Origin of the sequence: Pseudomonas sp. Irchel 3A7 (assembly GCF_900187565.1) — a bacterium.
In the GTDB taxonomy this organism is placed as follows: Bacteria; Pseudomonadota; Gammaproteobacteria; order Pseudomonadales; family Pseudomonadaceae; genus Aquipseudomonas.
In genome coordinates this window covers 242,382-260,975 of record NZ_FYED01000004.1, presented here as the reverse complement: position 1 = coordinate 260,975, position 18,594 = coordinate 242,382, and the positions used below count along the sequence as shown (strand labels likewise).

The 18,594-nt window shown below is 61.3% G+C and carries 20 protein-coding genes; 12 read left to right on the top strand and 8 right to left on the bottom strand.

The genetic code is table 11. The annotated features are described in order from the left end of the window. Nucleotides 1-26 precede the first annotated feature (26 nt). The 4 genes from dctA to CKW21_RS08405 all read left to right on the top strand — a co-directional run bounded on the left by dctA (nt 27) and on the right by CKW21_RS08405 (nt 3,782). Nucleotides 27-1,328 (top strand): C4-dicarboxylate transporter DctA, encoded by a 1,302-nt coding sequence (dctA, locus tag CKW21_RS08420; RefSeq protein ID WP_095193516.1) that lies wholly within the window; start codon nt 27-29, stop codon nt 1,326-1,328. 200 nt (nt 1,329-1,528) lie between these two features. Beyond that, a complete protein-coding gene (pcsA, locus tag CKW21_RS08415) occupies nt 1,529-2,251 on the top strand; it encodes a phosphatidylcholine synthase (protein ID WP_095193515.1) in 723 nt (240 codons plus the stop codon). Between the two features lie 4 nt (nt 2,252-2,255). Further along, nucleotides 2,256-2,651 carry a DUF488 domain-containing protein gene (locus CKW21_RS08410; protein ID WP_095193514.1) on the top strand — a complete coding sequence of 132 codons (396 nt, stop codon included), beginning with the start codon at nt 2,256-2,258 and terminating at the stop codon, nt 2,649-2,651. A 204-nt stretch (nt 2,652-2,855) separates the two neighbouring features. Continuing rightward, a complete protein-coding gene (locus CKW21_RS08405; protein WP_095193513.1) occupies nt 2,856-3,782 on the top strand; it encodes a universal stress protein in 927 nt (308 codons plus the stop codon). A gap of 67 nt (nt 3,783-3,849) precedes the next feature. Here CKW21_RS08405 and CKW21_RS08400 read toward each other — a convergent pair whose 3' ends face one another. Next, entirely contained in the window at nt 3,850-4,662 is an 813-nt protein-coding gene (locus CKW21_RS08400; RefSeq protein ID WP_095193512.1) for a class I SAM-dependent methyltransferase, read from the bottom strand. A gap of 37 nt (nt 4,663-4,699) precedes the next feature. Continuing rightward, nucleotides 4,700-4,969, bottom strand: coding sequence for a DUF4242 domain-containing protein (locus CKW21_RS08395; RefSeq protein WP_095193511.1), 270 nt, complete (start codon nt 4,967-4,969; stop codon nt 4,700-4,702). Nucleotides 4,970-5,165: 196 nt separating this feature from the next. Between CKW21_RS08395 and CKW21_RS08390 the strand changes: the two genes are divergently transcribed. Next, a complete protein-coding gene (locus CKW21_RS08390; RefSeq protein ID WP_095193510.1) occupies nt 5,166-6,155 on the top strand; it encodes an AraC family transcriptional regulator in 990 nt (329 codons plus the stop codon). Nucleotides 6,156-6,166: 11 nt separating this feature from the next. Here CKW21_RS08390 and CKW21_RS08385 read toward each other — a convergent pair whose 3' ends face one another. From CKW21_RS08385 to CKW21_RS08375, 3 genes are all read right to left on the bottom strand, one after another. Beyond that, on the bottom strand, nt 6,167-7,393 hold the full coding sequence (locus CKW21_RS08385) for a cytochrome c biogenesis protein DipZ (RefSeq protein ID WP_095193509.1): 1,227 nt from the start codon (nt 7,391-7,393) through the stop codon (nt 6,167-6,169). A gap of 155 nt (nt 7,394-7,548) precedes the next feature. Further along, a complete protein-coding gene (locus tag CKW21_RS08380) occupies nt 7,549-7,803 on the bottom strand; it encodes a hypothetical protein (protein WP_095193508.1) in 255 nt (84 codons plus the stop codon). Nucleotides 7,804-7,851: 48 nt separating this feature from the next. Then, nucleotides 7,852-8,115 (bottom strand): DUF2790 domain-containing protein, encoded by a 264-nt coding sequence (locus tag CKW21_RS08375; protein ID WP_095193507.1) that lies wholly within the window; start codon nt 8,113-8,115, stop codon nt 7,852-7,854. A gap of 307 nt (nt 8,116-8,422) precedes the next feature. Between CKW21_RS08375 and CKW21_RS08370 the strand changes: the two genes are divergently transcribed. The 5 genes from CKW21_RS08370 to CKW21_RS08350 all read left to right on the top strand — a co-directional run bounded on the left by CKW21_RS08370 (nt 8,423) and on the right by CKW21_RS08350 (nt 12,835). Further along, the gene (locus tag CKW21_RS08370) at nt 8,423-9,163 is read left to right on the top strand and encodes a response regulator (protein WP_095193506.1); all 741 of its coding nucleotides are present in this window, start codon (nt 8,423-8,425) and stop codon (nt 9,161-9,163) included. After that, a complete protein-coding gene (locus CKW21_RS08365; protein WP_095193505.1) occupies nt 9,160-10,470 on the top strand; it encodes an ATP-binding protein in 1,311 nt (436 codons plus the stop codon). Before CKW21_RS08370 ends, CKW21_RS08365 begins: the two co-directional genes overlap by 4 nt. 205 nt (nt 10,471-10,675) lie before the next feature. Further along, complete coding sequence (locus CKW21_RS08360; RefSeq protein ID WP_095193504.1) at nt 10,676-11,308, top strand: CDP-alcohol phosphatidyltransferase family protein; 633 nt, start codon at nt 10,676-10,678, stop codon at nt 11,306-11,308. Continuing rightward, nucleotides 11,295-11,894, top strand: a complete 600-nt coding sequence (locus CKW21_RS08355; RefSeq protein WP_095193503.1) for a 1-acyl-sn-glycerol-3-phosphate acyltransferase — start codon at nt 11,295-11,297, stop codon at nt 11,892-11,894. The genes CKW21_RS08360 and CKW21_RS08355 overlap by 14 nt, the downstream gene beginning before the upstream one ends. Next, nucleotides 11,891-12,835 carry a phosphatidate cytidylyltransferase gene (locus tag CKW21_RS08350; RefSeq protein WP_095193502.1) on the top strand — a complete coding sequence of 315 codons (945 nt, stop codon included), beginning with the start codon at nt 11,891-11,893 and terminating at the stop codon, nt 12,833-12,835. Before CKW21_RS08355 ends, CKW21_RS08350 begins: the two co-directional genes overlap by 4 nt. A 125-nt stretch (nt 12,836-12,960) precedes the next feature. Here CKW21_RS08350 and CKW21_RS08345 read toward each other — a convergent pair whose 3' ends face one another. The 3 genes from CKW21_RS08345 to CKW21_RS08335 all read right to left on the bottom strand — a co-directional run bounded on the left by CKW21_RS08345 (nt 12,961) and on the right by CKW21_RS08335 (nt 16,042). Then, nucleotides 12,961-13,719, bottom strand: coding sequence for a DUF2063 domain-containing protein (locus CKW21_RS08345; RefSeq protein ID WP_095193501.1), 759 nt, complete (start codon nt 13,717-13,719; stop codon nt 12,961-12,963). Continuing rightward, entirely contained in the window at nt 13,712-14,551 is an 840-nt protein-coding gene (locus CKW21_RS08340; protein WP_095193500.1) for a DUF692 domain-containing protein, read from the bottom strand. The genes CKW21_RS08345 and CKW21_RS08340 overlap by 8 nt, the downstream gene beginning before the upstream one ends. 156 nt (nt 14,552-14,707) lie before the next feature. Further along, the gene (locus CKW21_RS08335) at nt 14,708-16,042 is read right to left on the bottom strand and encodes an acetamidase/formamidase family protein (protein WP_095193499.1); all 1,335 of its coding nucleotides are present in this window, start codon (nt 16,040-16,042) and stop codon (nt 14,708-14,710) included. A gap of 491 nt (nt 16,043-16,533) precedes the next feature. Here CKW21_RS08335 and CKW21_RS08330 point away from each other — a divergent pair, with 491 nt between their 5' ends. Beyond that, entirely contained in the window at nt 16,534-17,580 is a 1,047-nt protein-coding gene (locus CKW21_RS08330; protein WP_095193498.1) for a class I SAM-dependent methyltransferase, read from the top strand. 132 nt (nt 17,581-17,712) lie between these two features. Further along, on the top strand, nt 17,713-18,555 hold the full coding sequence (locus CKW21_RS08325; RefSeq protein WP_095193497.1) for an NAD-dependent protein deacetylase: 843 nt from the start codon (nt 17,713-17,715) through the stop codon (nt 18,553-18,555). Nucleotides 18,556-18,594 lie beyond the last annotated feature (39 nt).

Here is an 18,594-nt window from a genome sequence, read left to right as displayed (position 1 = left end):
CCAATAACAACAACGAGATCGCAGACATGACCACCCTCAACAAAAAACCGTTCTACAAGGACCTGACCTTCCAGGTCATCGCCGCCATGATTCTGGGCATTGCCTTCGGTTTTCTCGCGCCGGAACTCGCCGCCAAATTCAAGATTCTGGGCGATATTTTTCTCAAACTGATCAAGACTGCCGTCGCGCCGCTGGTGTTTTTCACCGTGGTCCATGGCATCGCCTCGGCAGGTGATATCAAGCGGGTCGGCAAGGTCGGCCTGCGCGCGCTGATCTACTTCGAAATCGTCTCCACCCTGGCCCTGGCTATCGGTCTGCTGTGGGGCAACCTGTTGAACATCGGCTCCGGCATGCACGACGCTCATCCGAGCAGCGCCACCGCCGCAGCCGCCAGTGCGGCGGTCGCCAAGGGTCACGCGCCGGCGTCGACCATGGACTTCATCTACGGGATCTTCCCGGACAACTTCGTCGGTGCGTTCGCCGGTGGCCAACTGTTGCAAGTGCTGGTGATCTCGGTGTTGTTCGGCTTTGCCCTGCTGGCCCTCAAGCCCGAGCGGCGCAGTGTCATCGAGGATGGCTTGAACCGGGTATCGGAATGCTTCTTCGAGTTCATCAACCTGATCATGAAGTTCGCCCCGCTCGGCGCCTTCGGTTCCGTGGCCTACGCCGTGGGTGCCAATGGCACCGCCGTGCTGATGTCGCTGGCCAACCTGGTGCTGATGTTCTACGTCTGTGTCGCGTTCTTCATCTTCGTGGTGCTGGGGGTCGTCTGCCGGATTTCCGGGTTCAGCCTGTGGCGCTTCCTGAAGTACATCAAGGATGAGATTTTCATCGTGCTGGGTACGGCATCGTCGGAAAGCGCCCTGCCGCGCCTGCTGCAAAAACTCGAGAAATTCGGTTGTTCCAAGCAGAGCGTCGGCCTGGTCTTGCCTACCGGTTATGCCTTCAACCTCGATGGCACCTCCATCTACATGTCGCTGTGCGTGCTGTTCATCGCCAACGCCTATGGCGTACCGATGAGTTGGGAACAGCAACTGGGCACCATTGCCATCATGCTGGTGACATCCAAAGGCGCGGCAGCGGTGTCGGGCGGCAGCTTTGTAGTGTTTGCCGCGACGGTGACCGCGATCGGCGTGCTGCCGGTCGAAGGCTTGGCCTTGCTGTTCGGGGTGTACCGCTTCATGTCGATGGCCATCGCCACCTGCAACACCATCGGTAACAGCGTGGCGACAGTGGTGGTATCCAAGTGGTCGGGCGAATTTACCGAGCAGACCGCGAAGGCTGAATATAACCGGGTATTTGGTCGCAATCCGGAGGCGGCGCTGTGAATCGTCAGACGGATCGATTCAGATAACCCACCTTGACCCCGGATTTATCCGGGGTCTTTTTTTGCGGCGCAGCTAAGATTCATAGGTGGTGAACCTTATTCCCGGATACCCGGTCGATACCTGCAACCCGACCCGGTTTGCCGCCGCCCTCGATACTGAAGGCGATGACTGGCTTGCTTCACTTTCTGGAGAACGCCCCCGTGATATCGACTCTACACATCGCCAGGCTCAAAGCGTGGGGAGCCCATGGTTTTACCGCCACCGGCGTGGTCACCGCCTTCCTCGCGACCCTTGCCCTGCTCGATAACCAGCCGACCAATTGCCTGCTGTGGCTGGGCGTGGCGCTGATCGTCGATGGCCTGGACGGCGCACTGGCGCGCAAGGTCAATGTGCAGTCGGTGCTGCCGAGTTTCGACGGCTCGATCCTCGATCTGGTCATCGATTACCTGACGTATGTGTTCATCCCGGCGCTGTTCATCTATCGCTACATCCCGCTGCCGGACTACACGCTGCTGCTGACCGTGTCGCTGATTCTGGTGTCGTCGCTGTTCTGTTTCTGCAACGTCAATATGAAAAGCAAGGACAACTACTTCCAGGGCTTCCCCGCCGCGTGGAACGTGGTCGCCCTGTGCCTGTACATCATCGCGCCGTCGCCGTGGATCACCTTCCTGACGGTAATCGGCCTGGCCTTGCTGACCCTGACCCGCATGAAATTCCTGCACCCGTTCCGTGTGCGCCGCTTCATGCCGATCAACATTGCCGTGACGGCGATCTGGCTGTTGTGCAGCCTGTCGCTGGTGATCAACCATCCGGTGATCAACCCGCTGGTGATGGGGCTCTGGCTATTGATGTCGGCCTATTTTCTGGGGATCTGCTTCTGGCGCACCGCGCTGGAGTGGTTCGACGGATCGCGGCTCAAGTAACGCCATGCCTATCCATATCGTGCGACTCGGTTCGCCGCGAAAACCCGACGAAGGTCTGCGCCTGGGCACCGTGCGCCGCCCTCCCCGTGGCGTACCGAAGGCCGAGTTCGCCACGCGGGATTTCTATGATGTGTGGCAGCCGTTGCTGTCGCCCAGCGCGGAACTGGTTGCCGAAGCATTGGCGGCACGAGATGCCAAGGCCTGGGCGGCGTTCGTGCGCAAGTTCAAGGCAGAAATGAAGCAGCCGGCCGCCAGCCAGATGCTGGATCTGCTGGCCGCCCTGTCCCATCACACCTCCCTGGCCGTGGGTTGTTACTGCGAGGATGAGGCGCACTGTCATCGCTCGGTGTTGCGTGAGCTGCTGGAAGCCAGAGGGGCAAAGGTTGTTATAGCGCTCTAGTAATTACACACACCCTGTGGGAGCGGGCTTGCCCGCGATGATGGCGTATCAGCCAATATTAATATCGACTGACACTCCGCTATCGCGGGCAAGCCCGCTCCCACAGGGTCTTGTGTAATTACCTGGGACTACCGATGACCGGCCTCTATAGCCGCCAATCATGGTCAATACTTAACAAGCCGAACGCCCCCCGGGAGGTTTGTCATGTCCGAGCAATCACGTTTCATGCTGGTGACTTCGCCACTGATGGAACACAGCCCCGCCTTCGATCGGGCGGCGGCGCTGGCCAAGGCTGAAGACGCGGCGCTGCACATCGTGGCGTTCGATTATCTGGAAGGCCTGGCCACGGCCAGTCTGGTCAATGAAAAGGCGCTGGAACAGATGCGTTTGGGCTATGTCGATCGCCACCGCCAGTGGCTCGAAGACCAGGCCCGGCCCTTGCGCAAAATCGGCGTGCACGTCACCACCGAAGTGGCGTGGGTAGAAAAACCGCTGGAAGAGATTCTGATCCACCTCAAGGAACAGCCGATGGACGTGCTGATCAAGGCACTGGAGCACCAGTCGCTGCTGTCGCGGCTGATCTTCACCCCGCTGGATATTCACCTGTTGCGCGAGTGTCCGGTGCCTTTACACTTCGTCAGCCACGCGGTTAATGCCCTGCCCCGCAAGGTGGTGGCCGCGGTCGACCCCTTCCACCGCGATGACCACTACAAAAGTTTCAACGACCGGATCCTGCACGAAGCCTCGAAACTGGCCAGTGCCTGCAATGCCGAGCTTGACGTGGTCTACGCCTACGATCTTTCGTCCATCAGCTCCGACGAATTCGGCTTCGACAACGGCTCGGCGTTCTTCTCCTCGACCAAGAACAAGACCCTGTATGACGCCCAGCTGGAAGCCTTCAACGAACTGGCCGAACGCAACGGCATCGCAGGCCCCCAGCGACACATGATCATGGGCAGCCCGGCCAAGGTCCTGACTCGTTACGCCGATGCCTATGACGTCGACGTGATCGTCATGGGCCGCCTCGGCCATCGCGGCATGGGGCGATTGATCGGCAGCACGGTGGAACACCTGCTGTACAAAATGCCGTGCAGTGTGTGGGTGGTGTACACCGAGCGGCTGGATGAGTGATTAATCTGGGTTAGACACAAACCCTGTGGGAGCGGGCTTGCCCGCTCCCACAGGGATTTCCGTCGGCTTAACGCCTTGTGATCACCACCTCCAGGTACTCACTCGGCACCACCAGCGACTTCTCCCCCGCCCGGTTCAGGCGGTTCAGCAGTTCGGTCATGTCGTTTTCCAGGGCCTTGGCGCCGTCCGGGGGCAGCGCCGCGAACGCCTTGTGCACCGGGCCGTACCAGCTGCGGAAGGTGTCGATGAAATGCCCGGCGTTGCGATAGCGGAAGTTGAAAGTCTTGCGCGTCACCTGGACCAGGAAGTTGCGCTCGTCGAAGTGCGTGTGCAACCAGGCTTCGGTGCCCCACTGCGAGGGCGGTTGCGCGCCCGGTGGTGGCGGCATGTGCTTGCCCAGGGTCTTGAACATCTGGCCGACGAAACCTTCCGGCGTCCAGTTGGCCAGGCCGATCCGCCCTCCGGGCCGACAGACCCGCGCCAGTTCCGCAGCCGCCTTGGGCTGGTCCGGCGTAAACATCACGCCGAAGGTGGAAAGCACGGCATCGAAACTGGCGTCTTCAAAAGGCAGCGCTTCGGCATCGGCCACTTGAAAGGTGACATTGAGGCGTTCAGCCCTCGCCCGGTCCTCGCCGCGTTCGAGCAGCGCGGCCACGTAGTCGGTCGAGGTCACAAGGCAACCCCGGCGCGCAGCGGCCAACGTGGCGTTGCCATTGCCGGCGGCGACATCCAGCACTTGTTCATCGCACAGCAGGTCGCAGGCTTCGGCCAGTTGCTCACCGACAATCTGCAGGGTGGTGCCGATCACGGCATAGTCGCCACTGGCCCAGGCGGCCATTTGACGGTTCTTCAAGGCAGTAAGATCAATGGGTGTACTCATGAATTCCGCTCCGTTGCGGGTTGGCACGCAGCCCGGCCTATTCTGCCGTGGTCGGATCGATGATGGACGTGACTTGGGAAATGCGATTGGCCGGGAAACCGCTCTGCCTGGCGTGCTCCATGATCTGCTCTTCGCTCGGCGCGATGTACACGCAGTACAGCTTGTCACCGGTGACATAACTTTGCAGCCACTGCACCTGCGGCATATCGCGCAAGGTCCTGCAGGACTTTTGCGAAGCGGCCTTCAAATCCCTTTCTGACAGTGTTCCAGCGCCTGGTATCTCGCGTTCTATGACGAACTTCGGCATGGCAACCTCTCATTCTTGTTATTGATGACAGGGTCGGCAGTGACCCTGTAGGCGAACTATCGCTCCGGCGCGCGCCGGCGTCCTGCCCGATCGTCGGCCAACCTTGTCCGATCGTCCGGAGATTCCATGCCTGGCAACGACAGGCTCACAATCAAGCTCATCACTCACAACCGTCTGCCCACACGGGAATACCCCCATGGATGCCCTGTCACAGACCCTGCGCGTCGTCCGCCTGGTCGGCGCCATTTTCATCAACGCCAGGTTCACAGCGCCCTGGTGCTACCAATCGCCGACGGCCGACACCGCCGCACCGTTTCTGGAGCCGAATGCCGAACGGGTGGTGATCTTTCACCTGATCACCGAGGGCGAGTGTTACGTCGAACTGGGGGACGATCCGCCCCTGCTGCTGACCGCCGGCGACGTCGTGGTTTTCCCTCAGGGCGATGCCCACCGCATGAGCTCCAGCCCCGGATTGACGCCGGCCAGTGGCGGGCGTCTGGATAAAGTCCTGGCGCGGCGACCACGGCAACTGAGCTATGGCGGTGGCGGCGCGGTGACGCGACTGGTGTGCGGTTATCTGGCCTGCGATACGCGGCTGGCGGGGATGCTGCTGACGGGACTGCCGCCAGTGGTGCGAGTCAATGTGCGCGGCTCGAATGCCGGCATCTGGCTGGAATCTTCCGTGCGTTACGCCCTGGCCGAAGCCCGCTCGCCAAGACCTGGCGACGAAGGCGTGCTGGCGAAGCTGGCCGAGGTGTTGTTCATCGAAGTGCTGCGCCTGTACATGCACGAACACGGCAAGGGCCGCACCGGTTGGCTGGCCGGTGTCAGCGACCGGATCGTCGGCGCCGCCCTCAACGCCATGCACAAAAAACCCTGCCAGACCTGGACCCTGGATGAGCTGGCACGCACTGCCGGCACCTCAAGGTCGGTATTGGCCGAACGCTTTCAGCAATTGGTCGGGGTTTCGCCGATGCAGTACCTGACGCAATGGCGCATGTTGTTGGCGGCCAACCTGTTACGCAGCAGCAACAGTTCCTTGATCCGCATCGCCGAAGAAGTGGGCTATCAGACCGACACGGCGTTCAGTCGGGCCTTTCGACGGGAGTATGGCGCGCCGCCGGCGGCGTGGCGGCGAAGTCAGGATAAAAAAATGGCTCACAGTGCAGTGCCTGTGAGCCATTGATCGTTGCGGGGTTACACAGCTGGAACGGGGGTCTTGGCGTCAGCCTTGGCCTCTTCCAGCAACTGCTGGATCATCTTCTCCTGATCATCGTAGCGACCTTCACCGAAGTGGGTGAAACGCACTTGCCCCTTGGCGTCGATCAGGTAGTGCGCGGGCCAGTACTGGTTGTCGAAGTTGCGCCAGATCGCGTAGTTGTTATCGATCGCCACCGGGTAGGTGATGCCGTACTCCTTCACCTTGTCCTTGACGTTGTCGATGATGCGTTCAAACCCGTACTCAGGGGTGTGTACGCCAACCACCACCAGGCCGTCCTTCTCGTATTTCTTCACCCAGTCCTTCACGTAAGGCAGAGTGCGTTTGCAGTTGATGCAGTCGAAGGTCCAGAAGTCCACCAGCACCACTTTGCCCTTGAGCGATTCGTTGGTCAGTGGCGGCGAGTTGATCCACTCCACGGCGCCGGACAGCGACGGCATCGCGCCCTGGGCGTTGTCCATGGAATCGGCCTTGACCTTGCTGACGAAGTAATCGACGACTTTCGGCACGGTTTCCAGCACGCCTTTCTCGACCTTGCCGATGCCTTCCGAGGACGTGTTGGCCAGCAGCACGTTGTCGGCACCGGTGGAGATCACCGCTGCACCGGCCAGCACCGCGACACCGGCGCCACGACGCAGCCAGCCCGTCACCGGGATCGACGGTTTCAAGCGATTGACCAGGCCGCGACCGGCGAAGATCAGGACGCCCAGGGACAAAGCGCTGCCCAGACCGTAGGCCACCAGCAACAGGCTGGTGTTGGCATTGGCGCCTTGCAGCATGGCACTGGTGAGGATCACCCCGAGGATCGGTCCGGCACATGGCGCCCAGAGCAGGCCGGTGGCGACGCCGATCATCAGCGACCCCAAGGGACCTGAGACTTTGCGACTGTTCGGGTCAAGGCGATTGCCCAGCAGTACGAACGGACGTGCCAGCCAGTCACCGACCCGGGCGGAGATCAGCGACAGGGCAAACAGCACCATCACGATCAGGGCCACATGGCGGCCGGCGTTGCTGGCCTGTATCACCCATTCGCTGCTGACCACGGCCAGGCTGGAGACCAGGGCAAAGGTCAAGGCCATGCCGCCGAGGGTCAGCAGGATCGACGAACGCTTGCGGTCGGCGCCGGCGAACAGGAACGGCACGACCGGCAGGATACAAGGACTGAGGACGGTCAATATGCCGCCCAGGAAAGCGATTAGGAACATGGGATCACCTTGAATAAAGAGGGTGGCAACTCACACCCGTCCCCTGTGGGAGCGAGCCTGCTCGCGAAAGCGATCTGACTGTCACATTGATATTGAATGTGCTGCCGCCTTCGCGAGCAGGCTCGCTCCCACAGTGGATCGGTGGTGTTCTGGACTCACGCGGATTGCTCTTCCAGCCATTTGCCCTGGGTCGTGCGGCTGGAGCCGTTTTCGGCCACCACCTGCCCCTGAGGCGTGCGGTTATAGCCGTCCTCGGCGAGAAGGGCATCAGCGCTCTGCTTTTCCACCGGCGTCAGTTGGAAGCAGGTGCTGCTGCCGCAAGCGCTTTGCTCTACAGCGGCATTGGCGTGTGCCGCGGCACCGGCGACGGAGAAGGCAATGGCGGTCAGGAATCGGCTGACGTTGTTCATGATTGTTTCCTCGCTTGAAATGGCATCAGTAACGGGTGATCGCAGGACTCAGTTGTCCGCGTTGCAGCTGTCGGAAATCTTGCGGTAGTCCAGGACCTGGGTTTTGTTGTGCGAATCCAGGTAAGTCAGCTGCGCATCGACCACCCCGCAGGAAGCCGAAGTGTCCTGTTTCAGCGACACCACTTTCTTGATGTCCAGTTGCGTGCCGTAGGTGTAGGTTTGAGCGCCCATATCGGCTTCGGCACGGGCCGAGAAGGTGCAGATGTTCAGGGCGGCAAACAGGCAAGCGGCGAAGATGGCTTTGTTGTTCATGGCGGATTCCTCAAGGTTTCAATAGGTAGTTCGTAAGTTGGGCCGAGGCGGTTTGGGTTTGCCTCGATGGAACCTATTAAAAGCGTGCGAGGTATCCCGTATGTGTCGGGAAATGGCGTCTGTAAATCGGTACGTATCTGAACCGCGCCGGGATACAGAGCGATACAAACCGGGGGGAAATTCGCGTTTTTTTGTCCGTGTGTATCCATCGACAAGACAGATACACTCCAATACAAACGCCTGAAGGCGAGCGGGCCAAGGCTCGATAGACTGAGCGACATCCCCCATTTGATAGAGGCAAGCCCCCATGGAACACGTCGATCACATTCTCATCGTTGACGATGACCGCGAGATCCGGGAACTGGTGGGCAACTATCTGAAGAAGAACGGCTTGCGTACCACGGTCGTGGCGGATGGTCGCCAGATGCGTACCTTCCTCGAATCCACCCCGGTGGACCTGATCGTGATGGACATCATGATGCCGGGGGACGACGGCCTGATGCTCTGCCGCGAGCTGCGCGCCGGTAAACACAAAGCCACCCCGATACTGATGCTCACCGCCCGCAACGATGAAACCGACCGCATCATCGGTCTGGAAATGGGCGCCGACGATTACCTGGTCAAGCCGTTCGCCGCCCGCGAACTGCTGGCCCGCATCAATGCCGTACTGCGCCGCACGCGGATGCTGCCTCCGAACCTGGTGGTGACTGAAACCAGTCGCCTGCTGGCCTTCGGGCGCTGGCGCCTGGACACCTCGGCCCGCCACCTGCTCGACGGCGATGGCACCATGGTCGCCCTCAGCGGCGCCGAATACCGCTTGCTGCGAGTGTTCCTCGACCACCCGCAACGGGTACTCAACCGCGACCAGTTGCTCAACCTGACCCAGGGCCGCGACGCCGACCTGTTCGATCGTTCCATCGACCTGCTGGTGAGCCGCCTGCGTCAGCGCCTGCTGGACGACGCCCGCGAACCGGCCTACATCAAGACGGTTCGCAGCGAGGGCTATGTGTTTTCCCTGCCGGTGGAAATCGTGGGAGCACCCGCATGAATCTCTCGATGCGCTGGCCTCGCACCCTGGCCTCTCGGTTGTCGCTGATTTTCCTGATCGGCCTGATCCTCGCCCAGGCGCTGTCCTTCGGCGCGCAGTACTACGAGCGCTACGAAAGCGCGAAAAACACCATGCTCGGCAACCTCGAAACCGACGTCTCGACGTCCATCGCCATCCTTGACCGCTTACCGGCCGAAGAGCGCGCAGGCTGGCTGAAACAACTGGACCGGCGCAATTACCGCTATCTGCTCGATGACGGCTCGCCGGGTACCTCCATGGACATGGACATGCCCGAGGCGCCCATCGCCGTGACCTCGATCAAGGACGCCATCGGCATGGAATACCCCATGACCGTGACCGACGTTCCCGGCCCGCAGAAACGCTTTCAGGTCCATCTGAAACTGGCCGACGGCAGTCCGGTGACCATCGATGTGCGCCCTTCGATGCAGCCGCTGTCGCCCTGGCTGCCCTTCGTATTGCTCGGTCAACTGGCGCTGATGATCGCCTGCACCTGGCTGGCCGTGCGAATTGCCATTCGCCCCCTCACCCGCCTCGCCGAGGCCGTGGACACCCTCGACCCCAACACCCACCCGGTGCTGCTGGACGAAAAAGGCCCCACCGAAGTGGCCCACGCGGCCAAGGCCTTCAACGCCATGCAGGCGCGCATCGCCGCCTACCTCAAGGAACGCATGCAACTGCTGGCGGCGATCTCCCACGACCTGCAAACGCCGATCACCCGGATGAAACTGCGCGCCGAGTTCATGGACGATTGCGTGGAAAAAGACAAACTGTGGAACGACCTGGGCGAGATGGAACATCTGGTGCGTGAAGGCGTGGCCTATGCCCGCAGCGTCCATGGCGCCACCGAAGAAAGTCGCCGTACCGATCTGGACTCGTTCCTCGACAGCCTGGTGTTCGACTATCAGGACGTGGGCAAGGACGTTCAGTTGAGCGGCAAGAGCGCCGCCGTCATCGACACCCGCCCCCACGCCTTGCGCCGGGTGCTGGTGAACCTGACGGACAACGCCCTGAAATTCGCCGGCGCCGCCGAATTGCTGGTAGAAAAAAAGGCTGACGGCAGCGTGTCGGTCAAAGTCATGGACCGGGGTCCCGGCATTGCCGAAGCGGAACTGGCCCAGGTCATGGAGCCGTTCTATCGCGTGGAGAACTCACGTAACCGCAGCACCGGTGGCACCGGCCTGGGCCTGGCGATTGCACAGCAGCTGGCGTTGGCGATCGGGGGATCGCTGACCCTGAGCAATCGTGAAGGTGGGGGTTTGTGCGCCGAGCTCAAGCTGAAGGGGTAAAAAATCTCCGTTACCGCTGGTGCAGCTTCTAACTGTGGGAGCGAGCCTGCTCGCGAAGAGGGAGTGTCAGTTACCATTGATGAACCTTACACACCCTCTTCGCGAGCAGGCTCGCTCCCACAGATGTAGGGTTCGCAGGAAAAACCTGTGCCACTGCTGATTGCATATACGCTTAGTAAAAATCCAGCGACCGGAATACTAAGCGATGGACGACAACAGAAGGCCAATCAAGGCGCGCTCTGCGGGCTGGGCCAAGCGCATCACCGACCTGCTGGTCAAACGCGACATTTCGCCCAATCAGATCTCCGTCGCCAGCGTGCTCTTTGCCCTCGCGGGTGCGGTTGCGCTGAATATCGATAACGGTGTCATCGGCTCGATCTGCTGCGCCGTCGCCATTCAGCTACGCCTGCTGTGCAATCTCTTCGACGGCATGGTGGCCATCGAAGGCGGAAAACAATCCGACATCGGCAGCCTCTACAACGAATTCCCCGACCGTATCGCCGACAGCCTGCTGGTTGTCGGGCTCGGCTACGCCATTGCGCAGCCGGAGCTCGGCTGGTTTGCCGCCCTGGCCGCCGCGCTGACGGCCTATGTCCGGGTGTTCGGTGGTTCCATCGGCCTGAAGCAGAACTTCATGGGTCCTATGGCCAAACAGCACCGGATGGCTGTAATGACCGTCGGCCTGGTGCTCAATGCCATCGAAACCAAGGTGTATGACACGCACTATGTGCTGTTGTTGACGCTGGTCATCATCGCCATCGGTGCAGCCGCCACCTGCGTTACCCGAACCCTGGCGATCTCCAGGCAACTGAAGGAGGCCGGCCATGTGGATCAGTAATGCCCTGATCGCGGTGCTTCGACTGCTGATCGGCGTCACCGCCCGTTGGGAAAGCCCGCCGGATCTTACGCGCCAGCGCATCTACTTCGCCAACCACACCAGCCACATGGACACCCTGGCGATCATCGCGGCCCTGCCCCCTGAAGCCAGGGTCAATGTGAAGCCGGTCGCCGCTGCCGATTACTGGGGCAAGAACCGGTTTCTCTCGTACATCTCCCAGCGGGGGCTCAATGCGGTCCTGATCGAACGCAATCCGGCACCGGGCACCAATGTGCTGGAGCCAATCTTCGATGTGGTGCGGGCCGGCCATTCGATCATCATTTTCCCGGAAGGCACTCGCTCGACCCAGGCATTGCCGGGGGCGTTCAAATCCGGGTTGTACCGGTTGAGCGAGTCCTTTCCCGATGTCGACCTGGTGCCCATCTACCTGGAAAACCTCCATCGCTCCATGCCCAAAGGCAAACACGTACCGTTGCCGATCATCTGCACGATCCGCATCGGCAACCCGCTGCCACGAATCGCAGGCGAAGAAAAACAGGTGTTCCTGGAGCGGGCGCGTGACGCCATCGTGAGGCTGTCGAAATGAGTCTTGAAGAAAAATTCCTGTGGTTCTTTGCCGCCATCGCCTGTTTGTTGGCGGTGGCGTCCGTCATTGGTCAAGTCCTGGCCAAACGGGCCACGACCGAAAGCGCGATCTCCACCATCGAAAACCTGAACCAGCGGGTGAATGCCTGGTGGGGGATGGTGATCATCTTCTTCGTGTCCTGGTTGCTGGGGCCGAATGCAACGGTGGTCCTGTTTGGTTTCATATCGCTGTTTGCGCTCAGGGAATTCATCACCCTGACCCCGACGACACTGGGTGACCATAACGCACTGTTTTCGGCATTTTTCATCCTGATCCCGCTGCAGTATCTGCTGATCGGCACCCACTGGTACTCGATGTTCACCTTGTTGATTCCGGTGTATGCCTTCCTGCTGCTGCCGGCGATTGCGGTGCTGAGCCAGGACACGGATGCCTTTCTGGAAAGAACGGCGAAGATCCAGTGGGGGGTGATGATCTGCATTTATTGCATCAGCCACGCGCCGGCGCTTTTGCTTCTGGATCTGCGGGGTTTCACCGGGCAGAACGCATTGCTGCTGTTCTACCTGGTGTTCGTCGTTCAGCTGAGCGATGTGTTGCAGTACGTCTTCGGCAAGCTTTTCGGCAAACGCAAGGTCGCGCCACTGGTGAGCCCGTCAAAAACCGTGGAAGGCCTGGTGGGTGGCGGGCTGTCCGCCACGCTGATCGGCGGTTGCATGTACTGGATGACACCCTTCAGTTTCTGGCAGTCGTTGTTGATGTCCCTGGTGATCGTGGTGATGGGGTTCCTCGGTGGACTGGTCATGTCGGCGATCAAACGCAGCCTCAGCGCCAAGGACTGGGGCACCATGATCAAGGGGCATGGCGGTATGCTCGACCGGATGGACTCGATCTGCTTTGCGGCGCCGATCTTCTTTCATCTGACGCGGTATTTCTTCTCCGCTTGACCTGCAGACAACTTACCCTGTGGGAGCGAGCCTGCTCGCGAAGAGGTCGGCACATTCAATATTGATGTGATCTGACCCTCCGCCTTCGCGAGCAGGCTCGCTCCCACAAGGGATACTGTGTTGTGTCAGGCAACTACGCCGACAACCCCTTCCCCATGCATCTGCCGCAGCAACACCAGGCCATTATCGAAGAACTCTGGCGACCCAGTCATCCCCGCCTCCTCCGCCAACCCTTGCAACTGCGCACGCCCATTCAACTCGGGAAACTCGCCGATGCGCTGCAACAACCGCCACGCCAACGGGGTCAACGCGGAGAACTTCACACTCCAGTCTTCGGCCCGGCGCACCAGCAGTAGCGTCGGTTGCTCCGGCACGGTATCCGGCTGGTAACCGGGTCCCACCAACTGCACCGGCCAGGCATACGCCAGCGGCCAGGCCAGTGGCGAAACCTGCAACGGGCGATCCAGCAACGCCTCAGCATCGCCGGAGGGCAACGGCTCGGCCTCGGATTGTTGCAGAGCCATTTCCACCCATTCGTAGTGCGCCAGCTCCACCATGAATGGCGGCCACGAACCGTCGTTCAGCGCCGCCGGTTCAGCGGCGAGAAACTCGACGAACTCCTCGGCAATTTCACCGAATTTCGGTGTATGGGCGCGGTAATCCCGCAGGAACATTCGGACCAGTTCCCGCCAGCGTTTTTCACCGAGAATCTTCACCAGCACCGGAAAGGTGCCGCTGATCAGCGACGACAAATTGTTGAACACCAGTTCGCGGTATACCCGGGCCCGCGCCGGGTCCATTTCCGGGGGTGGCGCACAGTGGTCGGGATCGCGCAAGTACTGGCCCATGCTGCTTTGCTGATCAAACAACGAGCGCTTAGCCACGGTTCACCTCCCGGGTCAGCAACCGGCGAATGGTCTGCAATTCAGCGACCAGCTCGGAAAACGCAGGAAAGTTGAAATCCCGCTCCAGCAAGGTCGGTTGCGCGCCGAACCGGGTATAGGCCTCGGACAATAACGACCACACCGCCGGTTTGACCGATGCGCCATGGGTGTCGATTTTCAAGGTGTCGGATTCATCGAAGTGCCCGGCGATGTGCATGGCCACCACACGGTCCGCATCGATGCCGGCCAGGAAGGAACGTGGATCGAAGCCGTGGTTGATCGAATTGACGTAGACGTTGTTGACGTCCAGCAACAGGTCGCAATCAGCTTCGCGCAGCACGGCGTTAGTGAAGGTCACCTCGTCCATGTCCTGCTGTGGCGCGGCGTAGTAGGAGACGTTTTCCACTGCCAGGCGTCGACCGAGAATGTCCTGGGCCTGACGGATGCGCGCGGCGACGTGATGCACCGCTTCTTCGGTAAAGGGCAGCGGCAACAGGTCGTAGAGGTGACCGTCATCGCTGCAGTAACTCAGGTGCTCGCTGTACAGCGGCACATTGTAGTGATCGAGAAACACCCGCACCTCTTGCAAAAACCCGACGTCCAGCGGCGATGGCCCGCCCAGGGACAGCGACAAACCGTGGCACGACAACGGATAACGCTCGGCCAGGGCCCGCAGCGCCGCGCCATGGGCGCCGCCGATGCCGATCCAGTTCTCCGGCGCGACTTCCAGAAAATCGAAATGGCCGGCCGGAGCCGCCTGGAGGTCTTTCATTAAACCGCGCCGCAAGCCGAGCCCGGCGCTGGCCTTGGCTGATGTGATGGGGGTCTGCATGGTGTCGATCTCAAGGTTGTCAGAACGTAATCACAGTTAACCGAAGCGGTGTATCGGCTCTGTGTTGCGCGCCGACGGAAAACGGCAGGACTTGTATCTTCGGGGGGCCTGTACACACTGCGATACACTTTCCCAAGAGCCCCCCTCCGTTCGGCTTTACGCCAGGTCGTACTTCTCACGCACCAGATGGCCGATGCCCATGCGATCCAGCACAGGCATCGGGCACAGGAAGGTCACGCGCACGGTGCCCGGCAAGCGACTGATATCGATGGAGCCGGTGATGGTCGCGCGGTTGAGCACTTCGTCGTAAGGCAGGCCGGTGACGTCAGCCGCACGCTGCAAGCCGTTCTCCACCGCCAGGTTGAGGTTTTCGCCGCTGCCGATAAAGGTGATCGGGCCGCTCTGCTCGATCTCGTGCTGGCCCCAACGCTCGCCCAGTGCGCGGACGCTGGCCCGTTGTTCGGCGTTCATGGGGCGCGCCATTGGCGGCAAGTCATCGAGGTTTTGCAGGAGGATCGGGCCTTCCAGCGTCAGGTTTTTCACCACCTGCACCACCACTTCGGTTTCCCCGGAGCAATCGGTGGCATGCCCGGCGATCTCGCCATTGCCCTGCTGGGCATGCATGTCGCCCATGTACACCCCGGCCCCCGGCACTTTTACCGGGCAGATCAACACGCAACCTTCGCGGATCGAGTTAGTGTCCATGTGGCCGTCGGTCTTGGCCGCGTGCAGCTCTTCGCGGGTCATGCCGAAACGGTGCGGTGCGTTGATCAGGTATTGGCCGAAATCGGCGCAGTTGTGCGAGTCGGGCAAATCGCGGGACGGCAGGGTGCCGATGTTGCCGAGGAACGGGCGCATGTGCGCGGCGACCCCGGGGATATCGGCGCGGGCCAGGGACAGGATCGAATGTTGCGCGGCGAATTCCGGCAGTGCCGACATTTCGCAGGCATCGCCGGCCAGTCGGTTGGCGATGTCCTGGTTGACCGTCAGGCTGACCTGGTTCTGCGCATCGAACACGATCACATAGCCGTGGCTGAAGCGAAACGCGCTGACCTCGGCACCACAGTTGTTGCAGCGAATCGCGTCTTCGCCAATGCCTTCGACATGGCTGGCCGGATGCTCGGTGCCGCACTTGGAGCAGAATTTGGAGACGAACGGATCGCCGTTGTAGCGCCCTTCGACGAAGCTCATGACTCCTGACGAGGTCGCCAGCGAGGTAACGCGCATGCTTTTGATCTTGATCGCCACCGCGTCGCCGATTTGCGCACCGACGATAGCCACCGGTTGCGTCACTTCATGGCCGCCTTCAAACGCTGGCGTGATCATCGGTCCCCAACAGCCTGGCGGCGTCCCGGTGATCAGGGTGCCGCCGTCGGCCAGCGGACCGAGCATCGGCTGACTCGGGCCGATGATGCCGTTGGTGTAACGATCGACCCGCAGGCGATCGACTGGCGGGGTGTCGAGATTGGATTCAGGCACAGGCGTTGTCATTGTGGTCCCCTTGGCCGCATCAGGCGCGGCACAGAGTCGAAAGCGAACGGCCGCCGACGCAGGCGGCCAGGGAAAAGGTCTTGGCCGCCACGGTTCAACGGCGCCAAAACAACCTGAACAGTTCATCGCAGGTTTGTATCTGGTCTGTGTTCGGTGGTGGCTTTGAGTTCGGGCGGACTGTATCGGGAGGCCGGTTTGATACATTTGGATACATTCGATCCTCGATGTCACTGCCGAGCCCTGTGGGAGCGAGCCTGCTCGCGAAAGCTGCCTTTGAGTCGAAAGGGAATTGCCTGACCCACCGCCTTCGCGAGCAGGCTCGCTCCCACAAAGGACCCTCGTCGCCTGAGATAGCGCCCTTCTCTCCCCGAACTAAACTTAACCCACGCAGGACGTGCCTTTGTCCTGTTCATTCTCACGACCACCGCCCAGGGCGAACGTGTCGACCACCAACGCCTCTGGACCGTGATCCTCCCGAAGGAGCACACGTGATGGACGAGGCCAGACTCAACGATTTCATGGGCAAACTGGTTAACGACATGGGCGGCGCAGCGATGCTCGCCAATGTCATCCTCGGCGAAGAACTCGGTCTGTACCGGGCCATGGCCGACAGCCAGCCGATCAGCCCCGAAGCACTTGCCGCCAAGACAGGTTGCAACCCCCGCCTGGTGCGCGAATGGCTCAGCGCCCATGCCGCCTCGGGGTATATGGAACACACCGACGGAAAATTCCGCCTCCCTGAAGAACAAGCCCTGGCCCTGGCCATCGAAGACTCGCCGGTCTACATCGCAGGCGGTGTCGGGGTGGTCGCGTCGTTCTTCCATGACAAGGACAAACTGGTCAAGGCCATGCGCGGCGATGGCGCCCTGCCCTGGGGCGATCACCATCCGTGCATGTTCAGCGGCACGGAACGGTTCTTCCGGCCCGGCTACAAGGCGCACCTGATCGCCGAATGGCTGCCGGCCCTCGACGGCGTGATGGCCAAACTGGAGGCCGGTGCCAAAGTGGCGGACATCGGCTGCGGCCATGGCGCATCGACGGTGATCATGGCCCAGGCCTTCCCCAATTCGCGGTTCGTCGGTTTCGACTACCACGCGCCCTCCGTCACCGTCGCGACCCAGCGTGCCGAGGAAGGCGGCGTGTCCGGCCGGGCACGGTTCTTCCAAGGCACGGCGAAAAGCTACCCCGGCGACGACTATGACCTGGTCTGCTATTTTGACTGCCTGCACGACATGGGCGATCCGGTGGGCGCGGCCAAGCATGCCTACGAGTCGTTGAAGCCGGACGGCACGGTGTTGCTGGTGGAGCCGTTCGCCCACGATTCGCTGGATGACAACATCACCCCGGTCGGCCGGTTGTTCTACGCCGCTTCGACCTTCATCTGCACGCCGAACTCGCTGTCCCAGGAAGTCGGCCTCGGGCTCGGTGCCCAGGCAGGCGAGGCGCGGTTGCGCAAAGTCTTCACCGAGGCGGGATTCAGCACATTCCGGCGGGCCACGGAGACGCCGTTCAACCTGATACTTGAAGCCCGCAAGTAACACGTTCCCCTGTAGGAGCGAGCATGCTCGCGATGGAAGACAAAACACCGCGGGGCCTCAGGTCGCCAGTGTTATCGTTGACGTCCATCGCGAGCATGCTCGCTCCTACAGTGTGTATTGAGGTGACCCGGAGTGTTGGACAGCCAGACCCACAACCAGCTCGACCGTCTCCAGCAACTCATGGCCGACAACCCGTTCGTGGTCCTGACCGGTGCCGGTATCAGCACCCCGTCGGGCATTCCGGACTATCGCGACAACCAGGGTGTGCGGCGCGGCCGGCAGCCAATGATGTATCAGGAATTCCTCTCGGCGCCCGAATCCCGGCGACGTTATTGGGCCAGGGCGATGCTCGGCTGGCCGCGCGTGCGCCAGGCTCAGCCGAACGTGGCCCACGACACACTGGCCCGCTTGCAAAGCAATCGGCAAATCAGCGGGCTGATCACCCAGAACGTCGACACCCTGCATGACCAGGCCGGCAGCCATGACGTGATCGAACTCCACGGCAGCCTGCACCGGGTGTTGTGCCTGGACTGCGGAAAACGCAGCGAGCGCGACTCGATCCAGCACCTGATGGAAGCGCAAAACCCTTATTTGGCCGGCGTGGACGCCGTGCAGGCCCCGGATGGCGACACCCTGCTGGACCCTGCTTTCGAATCGCGTTTCCAGGTCCCGCAATGCCCCCATTGCGCGGGTGAACGGATGAAGCCGGACGTGGTGTTTTTTGGCGAGAATGTCGCCCAGGAAACGGCGGCAAAAGCCATGGCCGCGGTGGAAAAGGCGGCGGGGTTACTGGTGGTGGGCTCGTCGCTGATGGCGTACTCGGCGTTTCGCCTGTGCCGGGCGGTGGTGGATCAGGGCAAGCCATTGCTGGCGATCAACCTGGGCAAGACGCGGGCGGATGAGATTCTGGATTTGAAGATCGAAGGGTCGTGCGAGCAACTGTTGCCGCTATTGGCACAACGCCTGCACCTCTGACGAAACCGAATCCCTGTGGGAGCGAGCCTGCTCGCGAAG